The sequence below is a fragment of the Novosphingobium sp. KACC 22771 genome (assembly GCF_028736195.1).
Taxonomy (GTDB): Bacteria; Pseudomonadota; Alphaproteobacteria; order Sphingomonadales; family Sphingomonadaceae; genus Novosphingobium.
Genome location: NZ_CP117881.1, coordinates 1,943,827 through 1,960,324 on the forward strand (window position 1 = coordinate 1,943,827; position 16,498 = coordinate 1,960,324).

The window sequence follows — 16,498 nt, forward strand, 5'->3', positions numbered from 1 at the left end:
GAGCAACGGCTTTGAACGACAGGAGGATCCCCGCATTTCGCAAACGCAACTCACTATCGGCTCGTCGGGACTTGGCCAAACGAGTGCTATGTCCCTGCCGCATCCGCACCATTATCGCCGGTTTTGTCGGCGATAACCCAATTTCCCGGCAATCCCGCACGCGGTCTGTCTGCGCCTGTCTGGCATCCGATCATCCGGTTGCGCAGGTGCTCACGCGAATCGTTCGACAACACTTGTCCGAGCACGAGAAGCGCAGAATTGCGGCCATTGCCGTCGGCGTGGTCGCGTAAGCCGCCTGTCTGCGTGATGTTCAGCAACGGCTCGGTATTGTACAAGCGCCTGTCACGATCACCCATTGCCCGCCAAAAAGCGGTTAGCGCAGCCGGTCTGCACAGGCTGCGTGAATGTCGGCTACGGCGGCAGGCTAAGCCTCCCCCATCATTCTGGCAAAGCTGCCCGGCGGAGTGCCGTTGTGTTTGCGGAAGGCGGTGCTGAAGGCGCTGGCGGATTCATAACCGATGTCATCGGCGATGCGGTCCAGTGATTTGCCGCCGCGGGCAAGCGCATCCTTGGCAACCGCCATGCGCCAGCTGGTGAGATATTCCATGGGCGCGCGGCCAACGATCAGGCCGAACCGCGCGGAAAAGGCCGAACGTGACATGCCGGCGATCCTTGCCAGCTGCGCAACGGTCCAATGGGCGCGGATATCGGCATGCATTGCATGCAGCGCCCGGGCCAGCGCCGGATCGCTCAGCCCGGCCAGCAAACCTGTCGTGGCGGCATCATGTCCCAACCCCTGCCACCGCAGGGCCTCGACCAGCAGCACTTCGAGCATGCGCTGCACGATCAGATCCTTGCCCGGATGGCTGGATGTGCATTCTTCGGCCAGCAGGTGGATGGTCCGGCCCATACGGTCCGTCATGCCCTGTGCAGCGGGAATATGGATCAGGCCGGGCAACAGCGCGAGCAGGAGAGGGGCATTGGCCCGTTCAAAGGAGAAACTGCCGCCCAGAGCCGCAAAATCTGGCTCGCCGTCCTGCTCCCCATGCCGGACCGCCTCCTTGCTGGGCTCCAGCAAAGGACCGGCCAGCCCCGGCTCGCTGCCCAGAGAAAAGGCGGGCGTTGTGGGCATCAGCAGGAAATCCCCCTGCGCCAGTCTCAGCGGCGCCGATCCCGCAAATGTCACCCATGCTTGCCCGGCGAGAATGAGCGTGAAGCCCGGCGCATCATGCGCCTCATAGCGAACCGTCCAGCGCCCCCGCGCCGTGATCGGTTTCGACAGGGCCGCATGGGGGCGAAGCAGGGCAATGATTTCGCTGAGGGGATCCATGTCTGGACGATCCGTAAATGAATATGGATCTATGATTATATATTGTCTTGATCCCTGCGTCTATCTCTCCCTGCATCGACATTAAGGAGACAGGCAATGACCAAGACGATCCTCATCACCGGCACATCCTCCGGCTATGGCCAGGCAACGGCGGAGCATTTCCTCGCCAAGGGCTGGAATGTGGTGGCGACCATGCGCAAGCCCGACCCGGCGGTGTTTGGGGCTGGCTCTGATCGGCTGCGCATCCTGCCGCTGGATGTCACCTCGCAGGACAGCATCGCGGCTCTGGCAGAGGCAGCCGGGCCTATCGATGTGCTGGTCAACAATGCGGGAGTGGGCGGGGTGGGCGCTTTCGAGGCCATGCCGATGAGCCTGATCCGGCAATTGATCGAGACCAACACAATCGGCGTGATGGCCATGTGTCAGGCCTTCATCCCCCGGATGCGGGAACGCCGCTCGGGCTGCATCGTCAATGTCACCTCAAGCGTCACTTTGGGGGCCTTTCCGCTGGCCGCCGCCTATACCGCGACCAAGCAGGCCATCGAGGGTTTCACCGGCTCGCTGGCACATGAGTTGGGCTATTTCGGCATTGACGTGAAGCTGGTCGAGCCGGGCTATGCGCCGACCACGCGGTTCGGCGCCAATGCCATCGTGCCGGTGAGCGATCTGTTGCCGGGCGAGTATGCCGATTTTGCCCGCCCCATTCTGGAAGCCTTTGCCGCGCCCGCCCTGACCACGCGCGAGGGTGATGTTGCCCAGGCGGTGTGGGATGCGGTGCAGGATCGCACAGGCCGGCTGCACTTTCCGGCGGGGGCGGATGCGCTGGCGCTGGCCGGGGGCGCATAGCCCTCAAGCTTCTCCACTGTGGCTCTTGAAAACAGGAGATCGCGCGGCGGATGAGATCCCCAATGCCCGAACCTATGAACGAACGACAGGTTCGGGTTTCGGTCTCTTGCCATTGGAATGTCCACTTTGAAGGCGGCAATTTCCATCACAGCGAAGCGAAAGCATCCGACCATAATATGGGATTCCGATTCTGACAGCAGGCGACCAAGACACGCCATTCCGATCTAGCGCTCTGTTTGGCGGCTCATGCCGAAAGCTGCCGGTAAGGCTCTGCGGAGCGCGGGTCGCCGCCGGGCATCCTGGTGAACTGCGCTGAGCTCGCCGTCGGTCGGTAGGCGGTGAACGAAGATGTACCCGGCAAGCGGAAAATGCAGTTTATGATGGGTGAGAACAAAGGGCCTATCATAGCCAGATTAGTCCCCGCCCAGTCCTGAAACATGACCGACGATGCTCTCCGGTCAATTCATCACAGTATAGAAATGGATCTCCGCCCTGCGGTACATTAAATCGCTGACTACGCCTTTGACGTACCCGTCCGGTCCGCGCCTCGTGGTGATAATCTGGATGCTGGACGCGGGCACGCCTTTGCCGATCAGATAGGCCTTAAGCGCGGCGCCCCTTTGCTTGCCGAGTGCCGCCGTTTCTCCGGGTGATATGGGAGCATCGATGCGGACGACAATCTTGTCGGAGATCTTGGCATAGACGGTCGCCACTGTGTCGAGGATCGAAGCCATCTCCCCACTGATGTCCGCCTTGGTCCAGTCGAAGACCACATTGAAGGGGCCTGTATCGGGATAAGGATGCAGCGCGACTTGCGGTGCGGGGCTCGACACAGGATTTTTAGCGGCCGCACTAGGCTTGTTCTCCGGACTGGAGTGCGCCCCGGCGGTAGTCGAGGTCGCTTTCGGAAAGTCGATCGCCGCGGGCGCGGACGCATTGCCCGGCGGGGTATCCGCGGCACCGATCAGCGTGTCGCCGGCGGGCATTTCTGCATTCTGGACCGGCGAGGACCCGGACGTGCGCTGCCAGGGTTTCCAATAGAAGAGCCCCGCCAGGAGGAGGGCGGCCGCGCACAGCGCGAGCACGACGTTCCGTTCGCGCCTGACCGGTTCGACCCGAATCTGTTCGGTGCCGTTGTCTCGCCGGTGCTGCGACGCTGTGTTGCCAGATTGCGGCAATCCCGCGCTGTCCGCAGATTCGGGATCTACGGTCGCGACGCCCAGGTCTGCCAGAGCGTCGGTGGCCAGTCGGCAGACATGCATACTGTCATCGCCGGCGAGCTTCTTCAGCAAACCAATCGCCGCAGCTTCGAGTGATCCGCGCTCGGCTGCAATCGCATGCAGGTCCTCAACCGCCAGGCCTTTCGCGTGACGATCGCCCTTCGCGATCCGGGCGAGCAGCGCTTCAGGAAGCGACGCTGCAACATGTACTGGGTTGAGGACGAGGACGGTGGCGCCGTCAAGGCCATAATTGAACGGCTGCGGTGTCTGGTTGGGCGCCTCCTTTCGCAAGCGACCACGTATATAGTCGAACAGTTCGTTGAGCGTGATCCTGCCATCGCGATCGGTGTCTGCCTGACCGCTCTCGATGCCCTCAATGAGGTGGCGCGTAAACAGTGACTGTACGATCCCTGCGATGGCGCTCTCGCCGGCCTGCTGGATCGCCGTTGAGGCGGTGATCACCGCATTGCCGGAGGACGCTTCGGAAAAGTCGCCGCTGTTGATGGCGACGGATTTCCCGGTGACACCTTTGCCGAAGGAACCACTGTAGCAGGTGTCGAGGAACAGGACCTGTCGGCTCGCCATACTTTCGTTCATGCGCTCGATCAGGTATCGCGCATCAAGCGAGGTGGCGTTGAGAGCAGCCAAGCGCGTGTCGCTAGCAGCGAAGTGCAGCAGACCAGACTTGTCCTTTATCCCATGCCCCGTGACAAGGATGAGGTTCGTGTCTTCGCCGCCTGACTGATCGAAGAATTCCTGGACCGCACAGCGCTGGGCGATGCATGGCTCATCGAGACACAGGGTAACCGCATAGCCGCCGACGTCTGCGCGCGACAATAGCGTGGCGAGCCGCTGCGCGTTAGTGATCGGCGACTGGAGCGGGAGGATCTGAGGGTCGGCAAAGCGTCCCGTGGCGATCAGCAAGGCACGGCGGGTCATGGTCAGCCGTTGCGGGGAAAGAGCCGCCTGATTAGCTCGGCCATCTTTTCGTCCATGTCTTGCCCGCTCAGCTCGAACTCGACGTCGCCCCGCTTGATCCGCAACGTCGTCCCGCGAGGCTGCCTCAACAACCAGTCGCGGATCGCGCTCACCAAGGTTGGTAACACTGCGCCGGCTGCGCCGAACGACACCAGGATCTCGGGCAAGAGAAGGCCTGTCCCCTTGCTGCCGGCATTGGACGGCAGCTCGCGCCGATTGATCGCGAAGCGCCGCACCTGGCGGAGTTCGTCGGCAAGGTTTTGCATCGCGCGTTCGGTGTTGTGGCCATGCGGATCATTTTCGACATGCACCGCGACATGAAGCTCGATTACGTCGTTCATCCCCCCCAAAAAAACGCCACACTTTATAATATTGAACGAGAATTAGCGCCTCTGCAAGCAGAGGCGACCGTGAGCGTACCGAGGCTTCTTCGCGTCCAAAGTTGAGTATCTTTGATCCAACCTATCTAGGCTAACTTGTTCGGAATTGCGCAGCCGCCGTCCAGCCAGCCGCTATCTTTTCAGTTCCGGTGCTTCCCTTCGGAAATGCGGACCGAGGCCGACGTTAAACGGTGGCTTCAGGCAAAATCTGCTGTTCGACGGGGCTCGTGCTAAAGTCGGAAATGTCCCAGGCCTACCAAAGTTGGCTCCCCGCCAGCGGTGCGGGGAGCCAACGGTTCAAATCTCGGTGTTCTCGGCGAGGGCAAGCGCGTCTTCCACATCGATCCCCAGATAGCGGACCGTATTCTCGATTTTGCTGTGGCCAAGCAGGATCTGGACGGCGCGCAGATTGCCAGTCGCCCGGTAGATGATCGACGCTTTCGTTCGGCGAAGCGAGTGCGTGCCATATTCGCTGCGCATCAAACCAACCCCGGTCACCCATTCATCGACAAGCCTGGCATATTGCCGGGTGCTGAGGTGACCATTGTGGTCAACTCGGCTTGGAAACACATAATCATCGACAGTGCCGCCCCGCCACTCAAGCCAAGCCAAGCCAACAGGCTAGCCCGGGCATCCGGGAGAAGTTTGAATTGAACAGCTCTCCCCGTTTTCTGTTGCATGACGATGGCCCGCGTTCGGATCTGCCCGCCGCTGACCACATCGCCAATTTTCATGCGGACAAGGTCGCAACCGCGCAGCTTGCTGTCGATCGCGAGGTCGAACAGCGCCCGATCCCTCAGGCGGCGGCGCTGATTGAGGTAGAAGCGGATCTCCCAAATTTGCTTGGGCTTCAGGGCTCGCTTCGCACCGACAGCGCGCCCTGCATTCCAGACCGGGCGCTGGGGGGACGCATTCACGGTTTCATTCATTTCCATGATCATTCTCCGATGGCCCAAATTGGCCATTCTGGAGAACGACTGCGGCCCCACGGAGGAAATGTTGTGGGGCTTGACGCTCGGGAGATCGTGTAGGCGTTGGCTGCATAACGGTACCAGCCCATGAAGGCAGGTCATGGCTGAGTTGCAATTGACAAACTTTGTCAATCTTTGCTATTTTCCTTGCCTTGGAGGTTGCCATGGCCACGATGAACATTTCTCTGCCCGACCCGATGAAGCAATGGGTGGAGGCGCAAGCTGACACCGGCCGGTATAGCAATGCCAGCGACTATGTGCGCGATCTTATCCGCCGTGATCAGGAACGCGCCGACAAGGTTTCCGTCATGCAGCGCCTGATCGATGAAGCCCGAGCGAGCGGCCTGAGTGATGAGACGATGGCGGACATCCGGGCGCGGGCGATAAGCCAGGCTGGTTTGCAAGCCTGACCGTGCCCCGCTTCCAGTTAACACGCGCCGCAGCCGATGATCTGACAGCCATCTTTCTTGAGGGCATCGAGCAGTTCGGTCTGCCTCAGGCCGACGCCTATCACGAAGGGCTGAGCGCGATTTTCGCGTTTCTCGCAGACTATCCCCATGCCGCGCGCCTGCGCGAGGAGATCTCACCGCCTGTTCGCGTGCATCCCTACAAGGCCCATCTCGTGATTTATGATGTGGGAGCTGAGGACGAGGTCATCATTCTGCGTGTCCGGCATGGTCGGGAAGATTGGATATCCTCGAATTTCGATGGTTAGCCGTGGCGAGGTAAAGGCATGCAGCCAATCTGCAGAGATCTCCGCCCCACTTGGAGCTTCTCCTGAGCGATAAGTCTGGATGCGACCTGCTTCCTTCGGGCCACAGCCGACCAACTCAAGCCGTTCCGCTGCAGCCTCTGGAGCGTCGGTTCACACCGAAACCGGTCTTTCAGAAATTGAACTTCCGCCTATCGACTACGAGTCCAAGTCGGTCGGTCCACAGCCACAGGTGCGCACCCCAAATCCAACATGCCGAAAACACCTGCTTTTCGTCGCCCTCATCGCTATTTCGGAAGTGATCGCATTTCAAGAACGCCAGCGGCGTCCCAGCCCCGTCCCTTGCCAAGCATTTTGAGAAGGAAGCCCGCCAAACTATGGACCCGAAGTTTGCTGCGTTGGCCGACAGCCTGCATCCCTCGTTCATCAAGCTGATAACCTGCCGCCCGCACTCCGGACGGGTCCGGCTTCCGCTCAATGTGCCCCGTTGCGGTGTCTACCTGTTCAGCGAAGGGGACGATCACCTCTATGTCGGGCGTACCGACCGTCTGCGCGATCGACACCGCGAACATTGGTCGGGGAAGGCCAATGATGCGCCATTCGCCTTCAAGCTAGCTCGTCATGCCACGGGTAACCTGGTCAAGGGTGGCCCGACGAGGAAGGCCTTAGAGCGTGATCCCGTCTTCGCCATCGCGTTCGCTGAAGCACGCGATCGTGTCTCGGCCATGCAGTTTCGATGGGTTGAGGAGGCGGACCCAAACCGCCAGTGCCTCCTAGAGATATACGCGACGGTCGTACTGGAGGCCCGGTACAACGACTTCATCAACCACTAGGTGGGCTCAAGCGCCGGACTCAAGAGCAGCGATCCCAGCGACTACGAGGTGTCGATTATGTAAACAGTCGGAAACAGCGCAACCGACCATAATGCGCTGTTCGGCAGTCGGGCCTCCAACGGCGGTTTTTGCCAGAATCTGTCGCTCAATCGGCGTGAAGCCGTTTAGCGGTAATGCGCTCGATACCGGTCATTCACCGGCCCTCAGCCCGAGAGCCGCCGTGACAGTGATGATTGGTGAAAATCGTCTGGTCCGCCTCGAGTCGGAAGCCCGACGAACCAGAGGTTTGTGCATTCTTCGCGGTACCGGCTTGACGCGCGGCACCGCAGCAGCGAAACCGGCTCGTCGAGGGGGCATAGAATAGTCGTGACGGCAGCAGGACTTACACCGGTATTCCCAACCGGTTCACAGAATGGCGTTTCAACGCCGACGTTTGATGTCGTGTTTATCCACGGTTTGTCTGGAGATCGTCGTACGACCTGGACTGCACAGGATGGCGCCTTTTGGCCGCAATGGCTTGCGGACGAGTTCGACAACATCAACGTCTATCTCGCCGGGTATGATTCCAGTGCTTTCGCGGACATATTGCTCGGCAGCGGCGCTTCGATCCAAGACCTCGCAACGACGCTCGCAGATGGATTGATCAGTCGGCCGCGCCAAGCTGAGAATATCGTCCTAATCACGCATAGCTTGGGTGGGCTCATCGTCAAGCAGATGCTGCGCCGCTGCGCCGACTCTGCCGACGTCCGGTTTCAGAATTTGGCAAAGAAAGTCCGCGCAGTTGTCTTTCTAGGAACGCCGCATCAAGGGGCGCAACTGGCGACCGCCTTCGACTTCATTCTCAGGCCCTTCAAAAGCAAGGCATCCCAGCAGCTCGCATACGGTAGCGCTGACCTCCTCGATCTCAGCAACTTTTTCTCGAACTTTGCGGTGCGTGAGAAAGTCATTGTTCGTCCGTTCTACGAAACCGAAAAGACCGGTGGTTTACACGTCGTGGACTGTGTGACCGCTAATCCGAATGTTTATGGCGCCGAGCCCATCGCGGTCCAGACCAACCACATTAAAATCTGCAAACCAGACACCACTCAAGCGCCTGTCTATCTATCGGTATGTGAACTGCTTCGGACGCTGTCCTCCTCGACGCGCGGTCTGGTCGTCGCAGGCTCCACGACGAGTGTGGCATCGAGTTCGGCCGGTCAGAACCTGCTGCCTGTCGCGGTGGCGACGACAATCCGGACTATGCCTACGGTCGGAGTTGAGATCGCACCGCCGCCCGCAACGGACATCGTGGCCCCCCAAGGCGTGACCACCGACATTATGGAAGATTTCGCCTATTTCACGACAGTCGCAGCGGATGACCGCCGGCCGCTCGATCAGAAGTTGCGCGAGGCGGGCCGCACCTACCAGATCAAGGATGCCACGCGCCGCAAGGAGCGTTTCGCCATGGCTCTTCGCCGCCATATTGCCCAACCTTCTGCTGTCACGCGCTACACGCAGCTGCTGGGCGACGTGGAAAGCCGGTTCGCACGGCATGTCCGGCGGCCGATCAGCGAAGGCGCAACGCTCGCGCAGATCGACCATGCCATCCAGTCGGACGTTCTAGATCCATGCGTCCGGCACTTCTCCAGCCCTGGTAGCGAGATTACGTCGGCGCTCGTCGACAACGCACTCTACTACTTGGCGGGGAATTGCCATGTGAGCTGGGACGCGTGACCGATCTTCGCATCTGGTATGCGGCGCGCGATCCGTATCACTGCGCGTTTCGCATAATCCGCCTGCTGACATGGAAGGGGGAAGGCATCCCCATCGACCAATTGCGCTTGCTCGACATGCTGCTGATGTATCCATCCTTGGCATTGCGGATGAAGCTTCCAGCGGCGGTACGCGAGAATCTGCGGGCACTGCGCCTCCCGCCAGTCAAAGACTTGTTCATCAATCTCCCCGGCACCGCGTCGATCTGGCAAGATCTGCAACTTTACCAGTCTGCAGCACTGAAGCAGTTGGCTGGTCGGAGCCTCCTCAAGCGAGACGCCCTTCGTGATCGATACGCCTCCTTGGATCAGCGCAATATACCTGCCTCACTCCACGATCGGGCGAGCGCGCAAAATGCCGCGCAGGCTGCGTTGATGACCTTTTTGATCACCGACATCGCCAACCTTCCCATCGACGGCCCGGACAACCTCTTCAAACGAGCGGGTGTGCCGACCCGGGGGCCGGTCGCATGAGAAGTCAGCTGATCGTTGATCGCATGCTCGTCTATCAGGCGAGTAATGTCCTCTACGACGAGCGCTTTCACCGCGGCGTCAACATCATTCACGGTTCAAATGGGTCAGGGAAGTCGACGCTCGCCGATTTCATTTTTTTCGGCCTCGGCGGAGACCTTCGTGAATGGAAGCCTTATGCGTCACGCGCGGAGGCGGTTGTTTTGCAGATCACCACACCACAAGGCGTTCTGACCACCCGCCGCTACGTCTCGACCGATCCCGGCCGACCGATGGATATCTTCTTTGGTCCGATGGATCAGGCCCTGAGCGCCGGTTCCGATCTCTGGCAAAGCTATCCGTACAGCCGACCGGAGCGCGGCTACAGCTTCAGCCAAATCCTCTTTCGCGCGATCGGATTGCCCGAGGCGATCAGTGATGGTGCCAGCAATCTGACCATGCATCAGATCCTCCGGCTGATCTACGTCGATCAGCTGACGCCGATCCAGCGCATCTTCCGGGTCGACCGGTGGGACACATGGCAAACCCGGCAGGCGATCGGCGAGTTGCTCGCAGGCATTGGCGGCTATGAGCTGTACGACCGACAAATCCTGCTTCGGGAAACCGAGAAGAAGTACAAGGACGTTTCCACCGCCTTGACGAACCTTATGGCAGTGGCATCGGGGTACGGCGAACAGATTTTGGTCGAACACATCGAGACCAGTATCAGCGATGCGAGCCAAGAACGGACGCGCCTGCTTGCGGCCATTGACGCTTTGGGCGATGAAGATGATGACGGCGAAGCGACGCAGGAGTTGAAGACCGCGCGAGCCGAAGCACTCAAGGCGTTCAAGACGAGCCGGCGCCGGGTTGTCGATCTTACTGATGCGATCGAGACTTTAGGCTATGAAATAGAGGACGCCGAGGCGTTTCTTGAGCACCTCAAAGAGTCACTGCGCGACTTCGACGATGCAGCGCTCACCTTCACGGCGCTAGGGCGTCTTAACTTCGAGTTTTGTCCGTCCTGCTTCGCCGTCGTACGGGAGAAGCCGGCGGACCACTGTCAGCTGTGCAACGAACCGCAAGTTCACGGCTCGGATGATTCCCGCACCCTGGCTGTTCGTCTGGATCTGCAGATGCAGCTACGGGAGTCTACCGCCCTCCAAGAAGAACGTCGAGACGAGCTTGCGATTATGACGGCCAATCTGCGCGTCGCGAAGCTGGAACTGCGCCGCGCGTCGACCACAATTGAAGTTTCGCGAACGGGGCCAGCCACCAAGCGCGAAGCCAGCGTTGCCGAACTCAGTCGGAAGGTCGGTTTTATAGATAGCCAGCTCGAGGTGCTTCAAAAGCGACTTGAGCTAGGTCGCAAAATCAGAACCCTGTCGGAGCAGAAGGAGGACCTTAACAACGACCTCACTCGCCTGCGCAATGAGGTTGAAGCGATCAGCCGGTCACAGGATCAACGGAAGCGCTCAGCCTATACGCTCATCTCCAGCGAGGCCAAGGCACTCCTCGATCGCGATCTTGAGGAGCATTCCGATTTCGGTAAGGTGGAGCATGTCGACTTCAGCTTTGCCGAGGATTGGATCGCGATCAACAAAGACAAGAATCGTTCGGGCAGCGCTAGCGGCATGGTCGTGCTAAAAAACAGCTTTGCCGCAGCAACCCTCTTCTCTTCAATTACCGATGCGCGCTTCTGTCTGCCGCGATGGATGTTGTTCGACAATATTGAAGACAAGGGGATGGTCGAAGAGCGGTCTTGGAATTTCCAGAGAGTACTTGTGTCTAATTCAGCGAAAGCTGAGCACCTTCACCAGATCATTTTTACGACGTCGAAGATTGCCCCCGAACTGGAGCACAGCGATCTTGTGGTCGGACGCAAATATACGAAGGTAGCACCCTCCTTGGCTATTGTCGCTCCATCGACCACGAGGACTAATTAGGACTGTGGTCTTCTAAAGGCAGCGAACCGGGAGCCGGCAAAACGCAAGTTCGACGCGCCCGCCGCGCTTCGAATCAATGCTAGAAGACGATGGTCTCGATCACAGCCAGTCGTACTTCGATGTTAGTCGGGAAGCGCTGGACGTCGGATACTGGCGAGACCGGCCCTTCGAGGCTTCAAGTGGCAACGGCAGTAAAGTCGAAGGGTTTCGGGCGCCGGCAGGCGTACGAAAGTCTTACAACTACGACCCGCGGTGAGGCTCGCACAGGTCTATGGGTAAAAGGGCTTTGGTGTGGATTGGGGTGACTGAAGCAAACCTACCGGCCAGTCCGTGAAGGGCGGAACAGCATAGAAGTCAGATGGCCATTGTCCTCGAAGCGCCGCTGATCCGTAAGCGCTGTTTTCAGCCCACATTGCCCCAGGGCATGAGCTCACCGATGCGTGTGGCGTGATGGCCGTTGGCTAGCTTGGCGAGGGTTTCGGTCAACCAGGTGTGCGGGTTGATGCCGCACAGTTTGCAATTTTCGATGAGGGTGGCGATCACCGCCCAGTTGTCCCCGCCTTCGTCGGAACCAGCAAAGAGCGCATTTTTGCGATTAAGGGCCAAGGGCCGGATGCTGCGTTCGACGGTGTTGCTGTCGAGGTCGATGCGGCCATCGTCGAGGAAACGGCTGAGGCCGTCCCAGCGGGTGAGCGCATAATTGATAGCCTCGCCGATCTTGGACTTGGCGCTGACTTGCCGCTGCCGCGCGTCGAGATATTGGTGAAGGTCATCGACATGGATGCGGCTGTGTTCCTGGCGTGCTGCCCTGCGCTGCTCGGCAGACAGGCCGCGAATGTCCGCTTCGATGACATAGAGCAAGGTAATGCGGCGCAGCACTTCGAGGGCAACCGGCGACTTGTCCTTCAACTCGTAGAATTTGCGGCGCACATGCGCCCAGCAGAAGGCAAGCCGCAACTGCTGGCGTCGCTTGGCCAGCGCAGCATAAGCCCCATAGCCATCGACCTGCAGAATGCCCGCAAAACCGCCCAGATGGGCTTCTGGCCGCTCTGCCTTACGATCTGGCGCATAGACATAGGCCACCATCGGCGGATCCATCCTGCCCCATGGACGATCATCGCGCGCATAGGCCCAGATCTGGCCGGTTTTGGTTCGCCCGCGCCCCGGCTCAAGGACTGGTGCGGTTGTCTCATCCGCAAACAGGCGCTCGGATTGACGCAACCGTTCGAGAATATGGTCACGCAGGGGACGCAAATACCATGCTGCCCGCCCGACCCAATCGGCCAGCGTCGAGCGATCAAGCTGGATGCCTTGGCGGGCGTAGATCTGCGCCTGCCGGTACAGCGGCAAGTGATCAGCGTATTTTGCCACCAGCACCTGCGCGATCAGTGCTTCGGTGGGGATGCCACCCTCGACGATACGCCCTGGTGCCGGGGCCTGCACAACGGCGCTCTCGCACGAGCGGCAGCCGTAACGCGGTCTGCGCGTGACCAGCACACGGAAGGTTGTGGGCACCACATCGAGGCGCTCGGAGACATCCTCGCCGATCTGGTGCAACCCGCCGCCACAGCAGGGGCAGGCCTTATGCTCGACATCGACGGTTTGCTCGATCCGCTCGAGATGAGCAGGCAAGGATCCGCGATTGGTCTTGCGCGGGCGTGGCGGCGATGTGCGGCTTGCCTTGTCGCGGGCCTGTTCGGCCTCGGCCAGCGCGGTCTCGATGTCTTCAAGGGCCAGTTCGAACTGGTCAGGATCGAGTTGTTCGGATCGGCGGCCAAAGCGGTGGCGCTGGAGGGCGTCGATGATTGCCTGCAGGCGTTCTGCCCGGGCCCTGAAATGCTGGAGCGCTTCGAGCTCGCGAGCCTGCTCGAGGACGAGCGCACGCAGCGCTTCAACGTCATCAGGCAGGTCCGCTTCCATCAGCATGAACGGATTGAATCAGCGTCTGAAGGCCCCGTCAACCGGCAATTTGCGGGGCAATGGGCTTGCGCCCGCCATGCACGCGGCGCCAGTCGAGCCCCTCCAACAAGGCGCCCAATTGTGCCGATGTCAGGCGCATGACACCATCCTGAATGCCCGGCCATTTGAAGCCACCGCTCTCCAGCCTTTTGGCCATCAGGCAAAGGCCAGTGCCGTCCCACCACACCAGTTTAATTCGGTCCACCCGCTTGGCCCGGAATACATAAATCACGCCGGAATAGGGATCGCCGCCGTAATCGGCACCCACCAGCGCAGCCAAGGAATCTGGTCCCTTGCGGAAGTCCACCGGGCGCGTGGCTACCATGACCCGCGTGCTCTGGCCGATGCCGATCATGGTGCAGCACGCAGCACCTGAAGGATGGCCGCCGCAAGATCGATCCGCACCGATGGTCCGATCCGTACCAAGGTCCCGCCGATCTCCACCTCCACCATCCCATCGCCGGGCACAGATGGCGAGGCCTTGGCCACCACCGGCACAAACATGGGCTCCTGGCGTGGAGGCAGTTGGCTGGCCTCAGCCGCATAACGCAATTCACGCCGCCACGTGTAGAGCAAGGATGTGCTGACGCCGCGCTCCCGAGACAGCGCCGCGATATTACCGCAGCGCTCCATCTCGGCCACCAGCGCCAACTTCTCTTCCAGCGTCCAGATGCGCCGCCGTCCGGCCATCTCGGTCAGAACTTCAACCCGCCGAGCCGGCCTCAGAGCCGCTTCAGTGTCGGTGTCCAGTGCGCTCGCAAACCTCGTGTCATCCATGCACGCCCATCTGCAACAGCCATAAATCCGCGCAAGGTGGGGCCGGAACGGCGCTTACGCTGATCCTGCTGGCAATGAGCTCAATTTTGACTGTGCTGGCGGCGTCGGCACACCTATCCCCATGGGCCGGGGCGCAACGTTCACGGCCATCATGCAGGGTAAGCCATGCCGGATCATGGCGTGTTTCTCCGGGCGGGCGGTGCTGGCTGCGGCGGTGCGCGTGGCTGGCACCAGCGGGCGAAGTCTTCGATGATGGTCATGTGCCCGCCGCAACATGGGCATGGCGGGCGATGATCGGGCGGTTCGTCGGGTTTGGTGTCGGTCTCCTCAATCGGCGCGGTGACGCCAAGCAGCCTGCGGGCGAGCGCCATGGCCTCGTTGTGCGTTGAACTGGCAAGCAGGCCGTAATGCCGGATGCGGTGGAAGCCGCGCGGTAGGACGTGGATCAGGAAGCGGCGGATGAACTCGTCGGTGGCCAGCGTCGTGACCTGCTGGCGCTGGTGCCCGTCGGGGCGATAATCCTTGTACCGGAACGTCGCGCTGGTCTCGTTGAAGGCAATGAGGCGCCGGTTCGAGATGGCAACGCGGTGCGTGTAGCGCGAGAGATAGGCCAGCACCGCCTGCGGTCCGGCAAAGGGCGGCTTGGCATAGACCACCCAGCGCTTCTTCCGGATTGGCGACAGATATCGCAGGAAGGCCTTGCGTGTCGCGAGGTCTGCCAGGGTGCCGAAGAAGCCCAGCTTGTCGGCGTCGAACAGCGCCAGCAGGCGGGTGAGGAACAGCCGGCGGAACAAGGCGCCCAGCACACGCACCGGCAGCAGGAACGCGGGGCGCGATGATATCCATCGCGTGCCGTCGAGCGCGATGCCACCGCCAGGTACGATCATGTGCACATGCGGGTGGTGGGTCAGCGCCGATCCCCACGTGTGCAAAACAGCGGTGATCCCGACCCGCGCGCCGAGGTGCTTGGGATCGGCGGCGATGGTCAGCATCGTGTCCGCGGCGGCGCGGAACAGCAGGTCATAGACCACCGCCTTGTTCTGCCACGCGATGTCTGCGACCTCGTTAGGCAGGGTGAACACGACGTGGAAGTAGCCAACTGGCAACAGGTCGGCCTCGCGCGCGGCCAGCCAGGTGCGCGCGGCAGCGCCTTGGCACTTGGGGCAGTGCCGGTTGCGACACGAGTTGTAGGCGACCCGCCAATGCCCGCATTCATCGCAGGCCTCGACGTGACCGCCCAGCGCAGCGGTGCGGCAATTCTCAATCGCCGTCATGACCTTGAGCTGGCCGAGGCTCAGATGCCCGGCGTGTGCTGAGCGATACGCGGGCCCGGCGCTACGGAAGATATCGGCGACCTCGAGCGAGGCGCGCACCGGCTCAGCCGGGAGGAGCCACCTGCGGCTCGAGCAGCGTCGTCAACTTGTCCAGCGGACTGATGACCGCGCGCACGGTTCGAGTTGCGACCGTGGTGTAGAAAGCGGTGGTCTCGAGGTTCGCATGCCCGAGCAGCGCCTGGATGATTCGAATATCGACGCCATCTTCCAATAGATGCGTGGCGAAGCTGTGTCGGAGAGTGTGTGGGCCGACCCGCTTTTTGATACCCGCAGACTCGGCAGCATCGACAGCGATGCGATGGAGCTGTCGAGTGCTAAGCGGCTTAAGATAGTGCATGCCCGGGAACAGCCAATGGGGTGCCCGGCTAATTTTTCCATGCGAGCAAGCACACGGTCGCGGCATTTGTACCAGACCGAATTGTTGCGAGGCCCATCGATTTTGAGGGCCGGGAACACCCAATCGTGATTCGTCTGCATCAGGGCGCGTCCCCAAGGCCCGAGGGCGATTCTATGCTCGAAGGAATTTTTGGCGCGCGCTGACGGAATGATCCACACACCGTTGACGATCTCGTCGCTTCTGGCTCGGGCCATTTCGGAAATGCGTGCGGCTGACAGAAGGCAAAGCAACATGCCTCGCTGAAAATCCCGCTCTTCCTCCACCAGAGCCTGAAGGAACCATTCGAGTTCGAGATGACTGAGTTTGCGGGTTCGGGCTTTTTCGGGAAAACGCAAATCGCCCAAGCGCTTTGACGGATCCGTCTCCAATCCGACTTCAAGGCCTCTTAAGGACGCTGCCCAGCCGAAAATAACCTTCAGTTCGGCGGCCAGGCGATTGGCCCTGACCTTGGCGGTCTTGCCCTTGGCTTCCACCAGCTTGATGAGGTCTCGTTCTGTGACCTCATAGATGTTGCGATTGCCAAGCGCGGGGCCGATGTCGTGGTTGTAGACATCCATCTTATCCTTGATGGTTCGCGGCTTGTTGATCCGCTTTGCGCGTGATGACCGCCCTTC

Annotated in this window: 15 protein-coding genes and 2 pseudogenes; 7 read left to right on the forward strand and 10 right to left on the reverse strand. The window is 60.6% G+C overall.

Features of this window, described 5'->3' with window-relative positions; translation table 11 throughout:
* Positions 1-86: 86 nt before the first annotated feature.
* Both PQ467_RS22700 and PQ467_RS08855 read right to left on the reverse strand, forming a co-directional pair.
* Complete coding sequence (locus tag PQ467_RS22700; protein WP_337995119.1) at positions 87-509, reverse strand: serine hydrolase; 423 nt, start codon at positions 507-509, stop codon at positions 87-89.
* A complete protein-coding gene (locus PQ467_RS08855; RefSeq protein WP_274173083.1) occupies positions 425-1,330 on the reverse strand; it encodes an AraC family transcriptional regulator in 906 nt (301 codons plus the stop codon). Before PQ467_RS08855 ends, PQ467_RS22700 begins: the two co-directional genes overlap by 85 nt.
* 96 nt (positions 1,331-1,426) lie before the next feature.
* Between PQ467_RS08855 and PQ467_RS08860 the strand changes: the two genes are divergently transcribed.
* Positions 1,427-2,176, forward strand: a complete 750-nt coding sequence (locus tag PQ467_RS08860) for an SDR family oxidoreductase (RefSeq protein ID WP_443192933.1) — start codon at positions 1,427-1,429, stop codon at positions 2,174-2,176.
* Positions 2,177-2,634: 458 nt separating this feature from the next.
* On the opposite strand, the gene PQ467_RS08865 is transcribed toward PQ467_RS08860, so the two are convergent.
* From PQ467_RS08865 to PQ467_RS08875, 3 genes and pseudogenes are all read right to left on the reverse strand, one after another.
* Entirely contained in the window at positions 2,635-4,335 is a 1,701-nt protein-coding gene (locus tag PQ467_RS08865) for a hypothetical protein (RefSeq protein WP_274173084.1), read from the reverse strand.
* A gap of 2 nt (positions 4,336-4,337) precedes the next feature.
* On the reverse strand, positions 4,338-4,715 hold the full coding sequence (locus PQ467_RS08870) for an effector-associated constant component EACC1 (RefSeq protein ID WP_274173085.1): 378 nt from the start codon (positions 4,713-4,715) through the stop codon (positions 4,338-4,340).
* Between the two features lie 336 nt (positions 4,716-5,051).
* Positions 5,052-5,689 (reverse strand): annotated as a pseudogene (locus PQ467_RS08875) (tyrosine-type recombinase/integrase).
* A gap of 200 nt (positions 5,690-5,889) precedes the next feature.
* Between PQ467_RS08875 and PQ467_RS08880 the strand changes: the two are divergent.
* The 6 genes from PQ467_RS08880 (at position 5,890) to PQ467_RS08905 (ending at position 11,417) form a co-directional block, all read left to right on the forward strand.
* Positions 5,890-6,135, forward strand: coding sequence for a type II toxin-antitoxin system ParD family antitoxin (locus tag PQ467_RS08880; RefSeq protein ID WP_274173086.1), 246 nt, complete (start codon positions 5,890-5,892; stop codon positions 6,133-6,135).
* A gap of 2 nt (positions 6,136-6,137) precedes the next feature.
* A complete protein-coding gene (locus PQ467_RS08885; RefSeq protein WP_274173087.1) occupies positions 6,138-6,440 on the forward strand; it encodes a type II toxin-antitoxin system RelE/ParE family toxin in 303 nt (100 codons plus the stop codon).
* Positions 6,441-6,814: 374 nt separating this feature from the next.
* Positions 6,815-7,270, forward strand: coding sequence for a hypothetical protein (locus PQ467_RS08890; protein ID WP_274173088.1), 456 nt, complete (start codon positions 6,815-6,817; stop codon positions 7,268-7,270).
* Positions 7,271-7,636: 366 nt separating this feature from the next.
* Complete coding sequence (locus tag PQ467_RS08895) at positions 7,637-8,983, forward strand: ABC-three component system protein (protein ID WP_274173089.1); 1,347 nt, start codon at positions 7,637-7,639, stop codon at positions 8,981-8,983.
* Positions 8,980-9,495: an ABC-three component system middle component 5 gene (locus PQ467_RS08900; RefSeq protein WP_274173090.1), complete on the forward strand. Its 516-nt coding sequence runs from the start codon at positions 8,980-8,982 to the stop codon at positions 9,493-9,495. The genes PQ467_RS08895 and PQ467_RS08900 overlap by 4 nt, the downstream gene beginning before the upstream one ends.
* Positions 9,492-11,417 (forward strand): AAA family ATPase, encoded by a 1,926-nt coding sequence (locus tag PQ467_RS08905; RefSeq protein WP_274173091.1) that lies wholly within the window; start codon positions 9,492-9,494, stop codon positions 11,415-11,417. Before PQ467_RS08900 ends, PQ467_RS08905 begins: the two co-directional genes overlap by 4 nt.
* 402 nt (positions 11,418-11,819) lie before the next feature.
* Here the strand turns inward: PQ467_RS08905 and tnpC are convergent, their stop codons facing one another.
* The 5 genes and pseudogenes from tnpC to PQ467_RS08930 all read right to left on the reverse strand — a co-directional run.
* Positions 11,820-13,343 carry an IS66 family transposase gene (tnpC, locus tag PQ467_RS08910; protein WP_274173092.1) on the reverse strand — a complete coding sequence of 508 codons (1,524 nt, stop codon included), beginning with the start codon at positions 13,341-13,343 and terminating at the stop codon, positions 11,820-11,822.
* A 31-nt stretch (positions 13,344-13,374) separates the two neighbouring features.
* Entirely contained in the window at positions 13,375-13,701 is a 327-nt protein-coding gene (tnpB, locus tag PQ467_RS08915; RefSeq protein ID WP_274173093.1) for an IS66 family insertion sequence element accessory protein TnpB, read from the reverse strand.
* Between the two features lie 26 nt (positions 13,702-13,727).
* A complete protein-coding gene (locus PQ467_RS08920; RefSeq protein ID WP_274173094.1) occupies positions 13,728-14,153 on the reverse strand; it encodes a transposase in 426 nt (141 codons plus the stop codon).
* A gap of 173 nt (positions 14,154-14,326) precedes the next feature.
* Positions 14,327-15,526, reverse strand: coding sequence for an IS91 family transposase (locus PQ467_RS08925; protein ID WP_274173095.1), 1,200 nt, complete (start codon positions 15,524-15,526; stop codon positions 14,327-14,329).
* 4 nt (positions 15,527-15,530) lie between these two features.
* Positions 15,531-15,845: pseudogene (locus tag PQ467_RS08930) on the reverse strand (tyrosine-type recombinase/integrase); the annotation flags it as partial.
* Positions 15,846-16,498 lie beyond the last annotated feature (653 nt).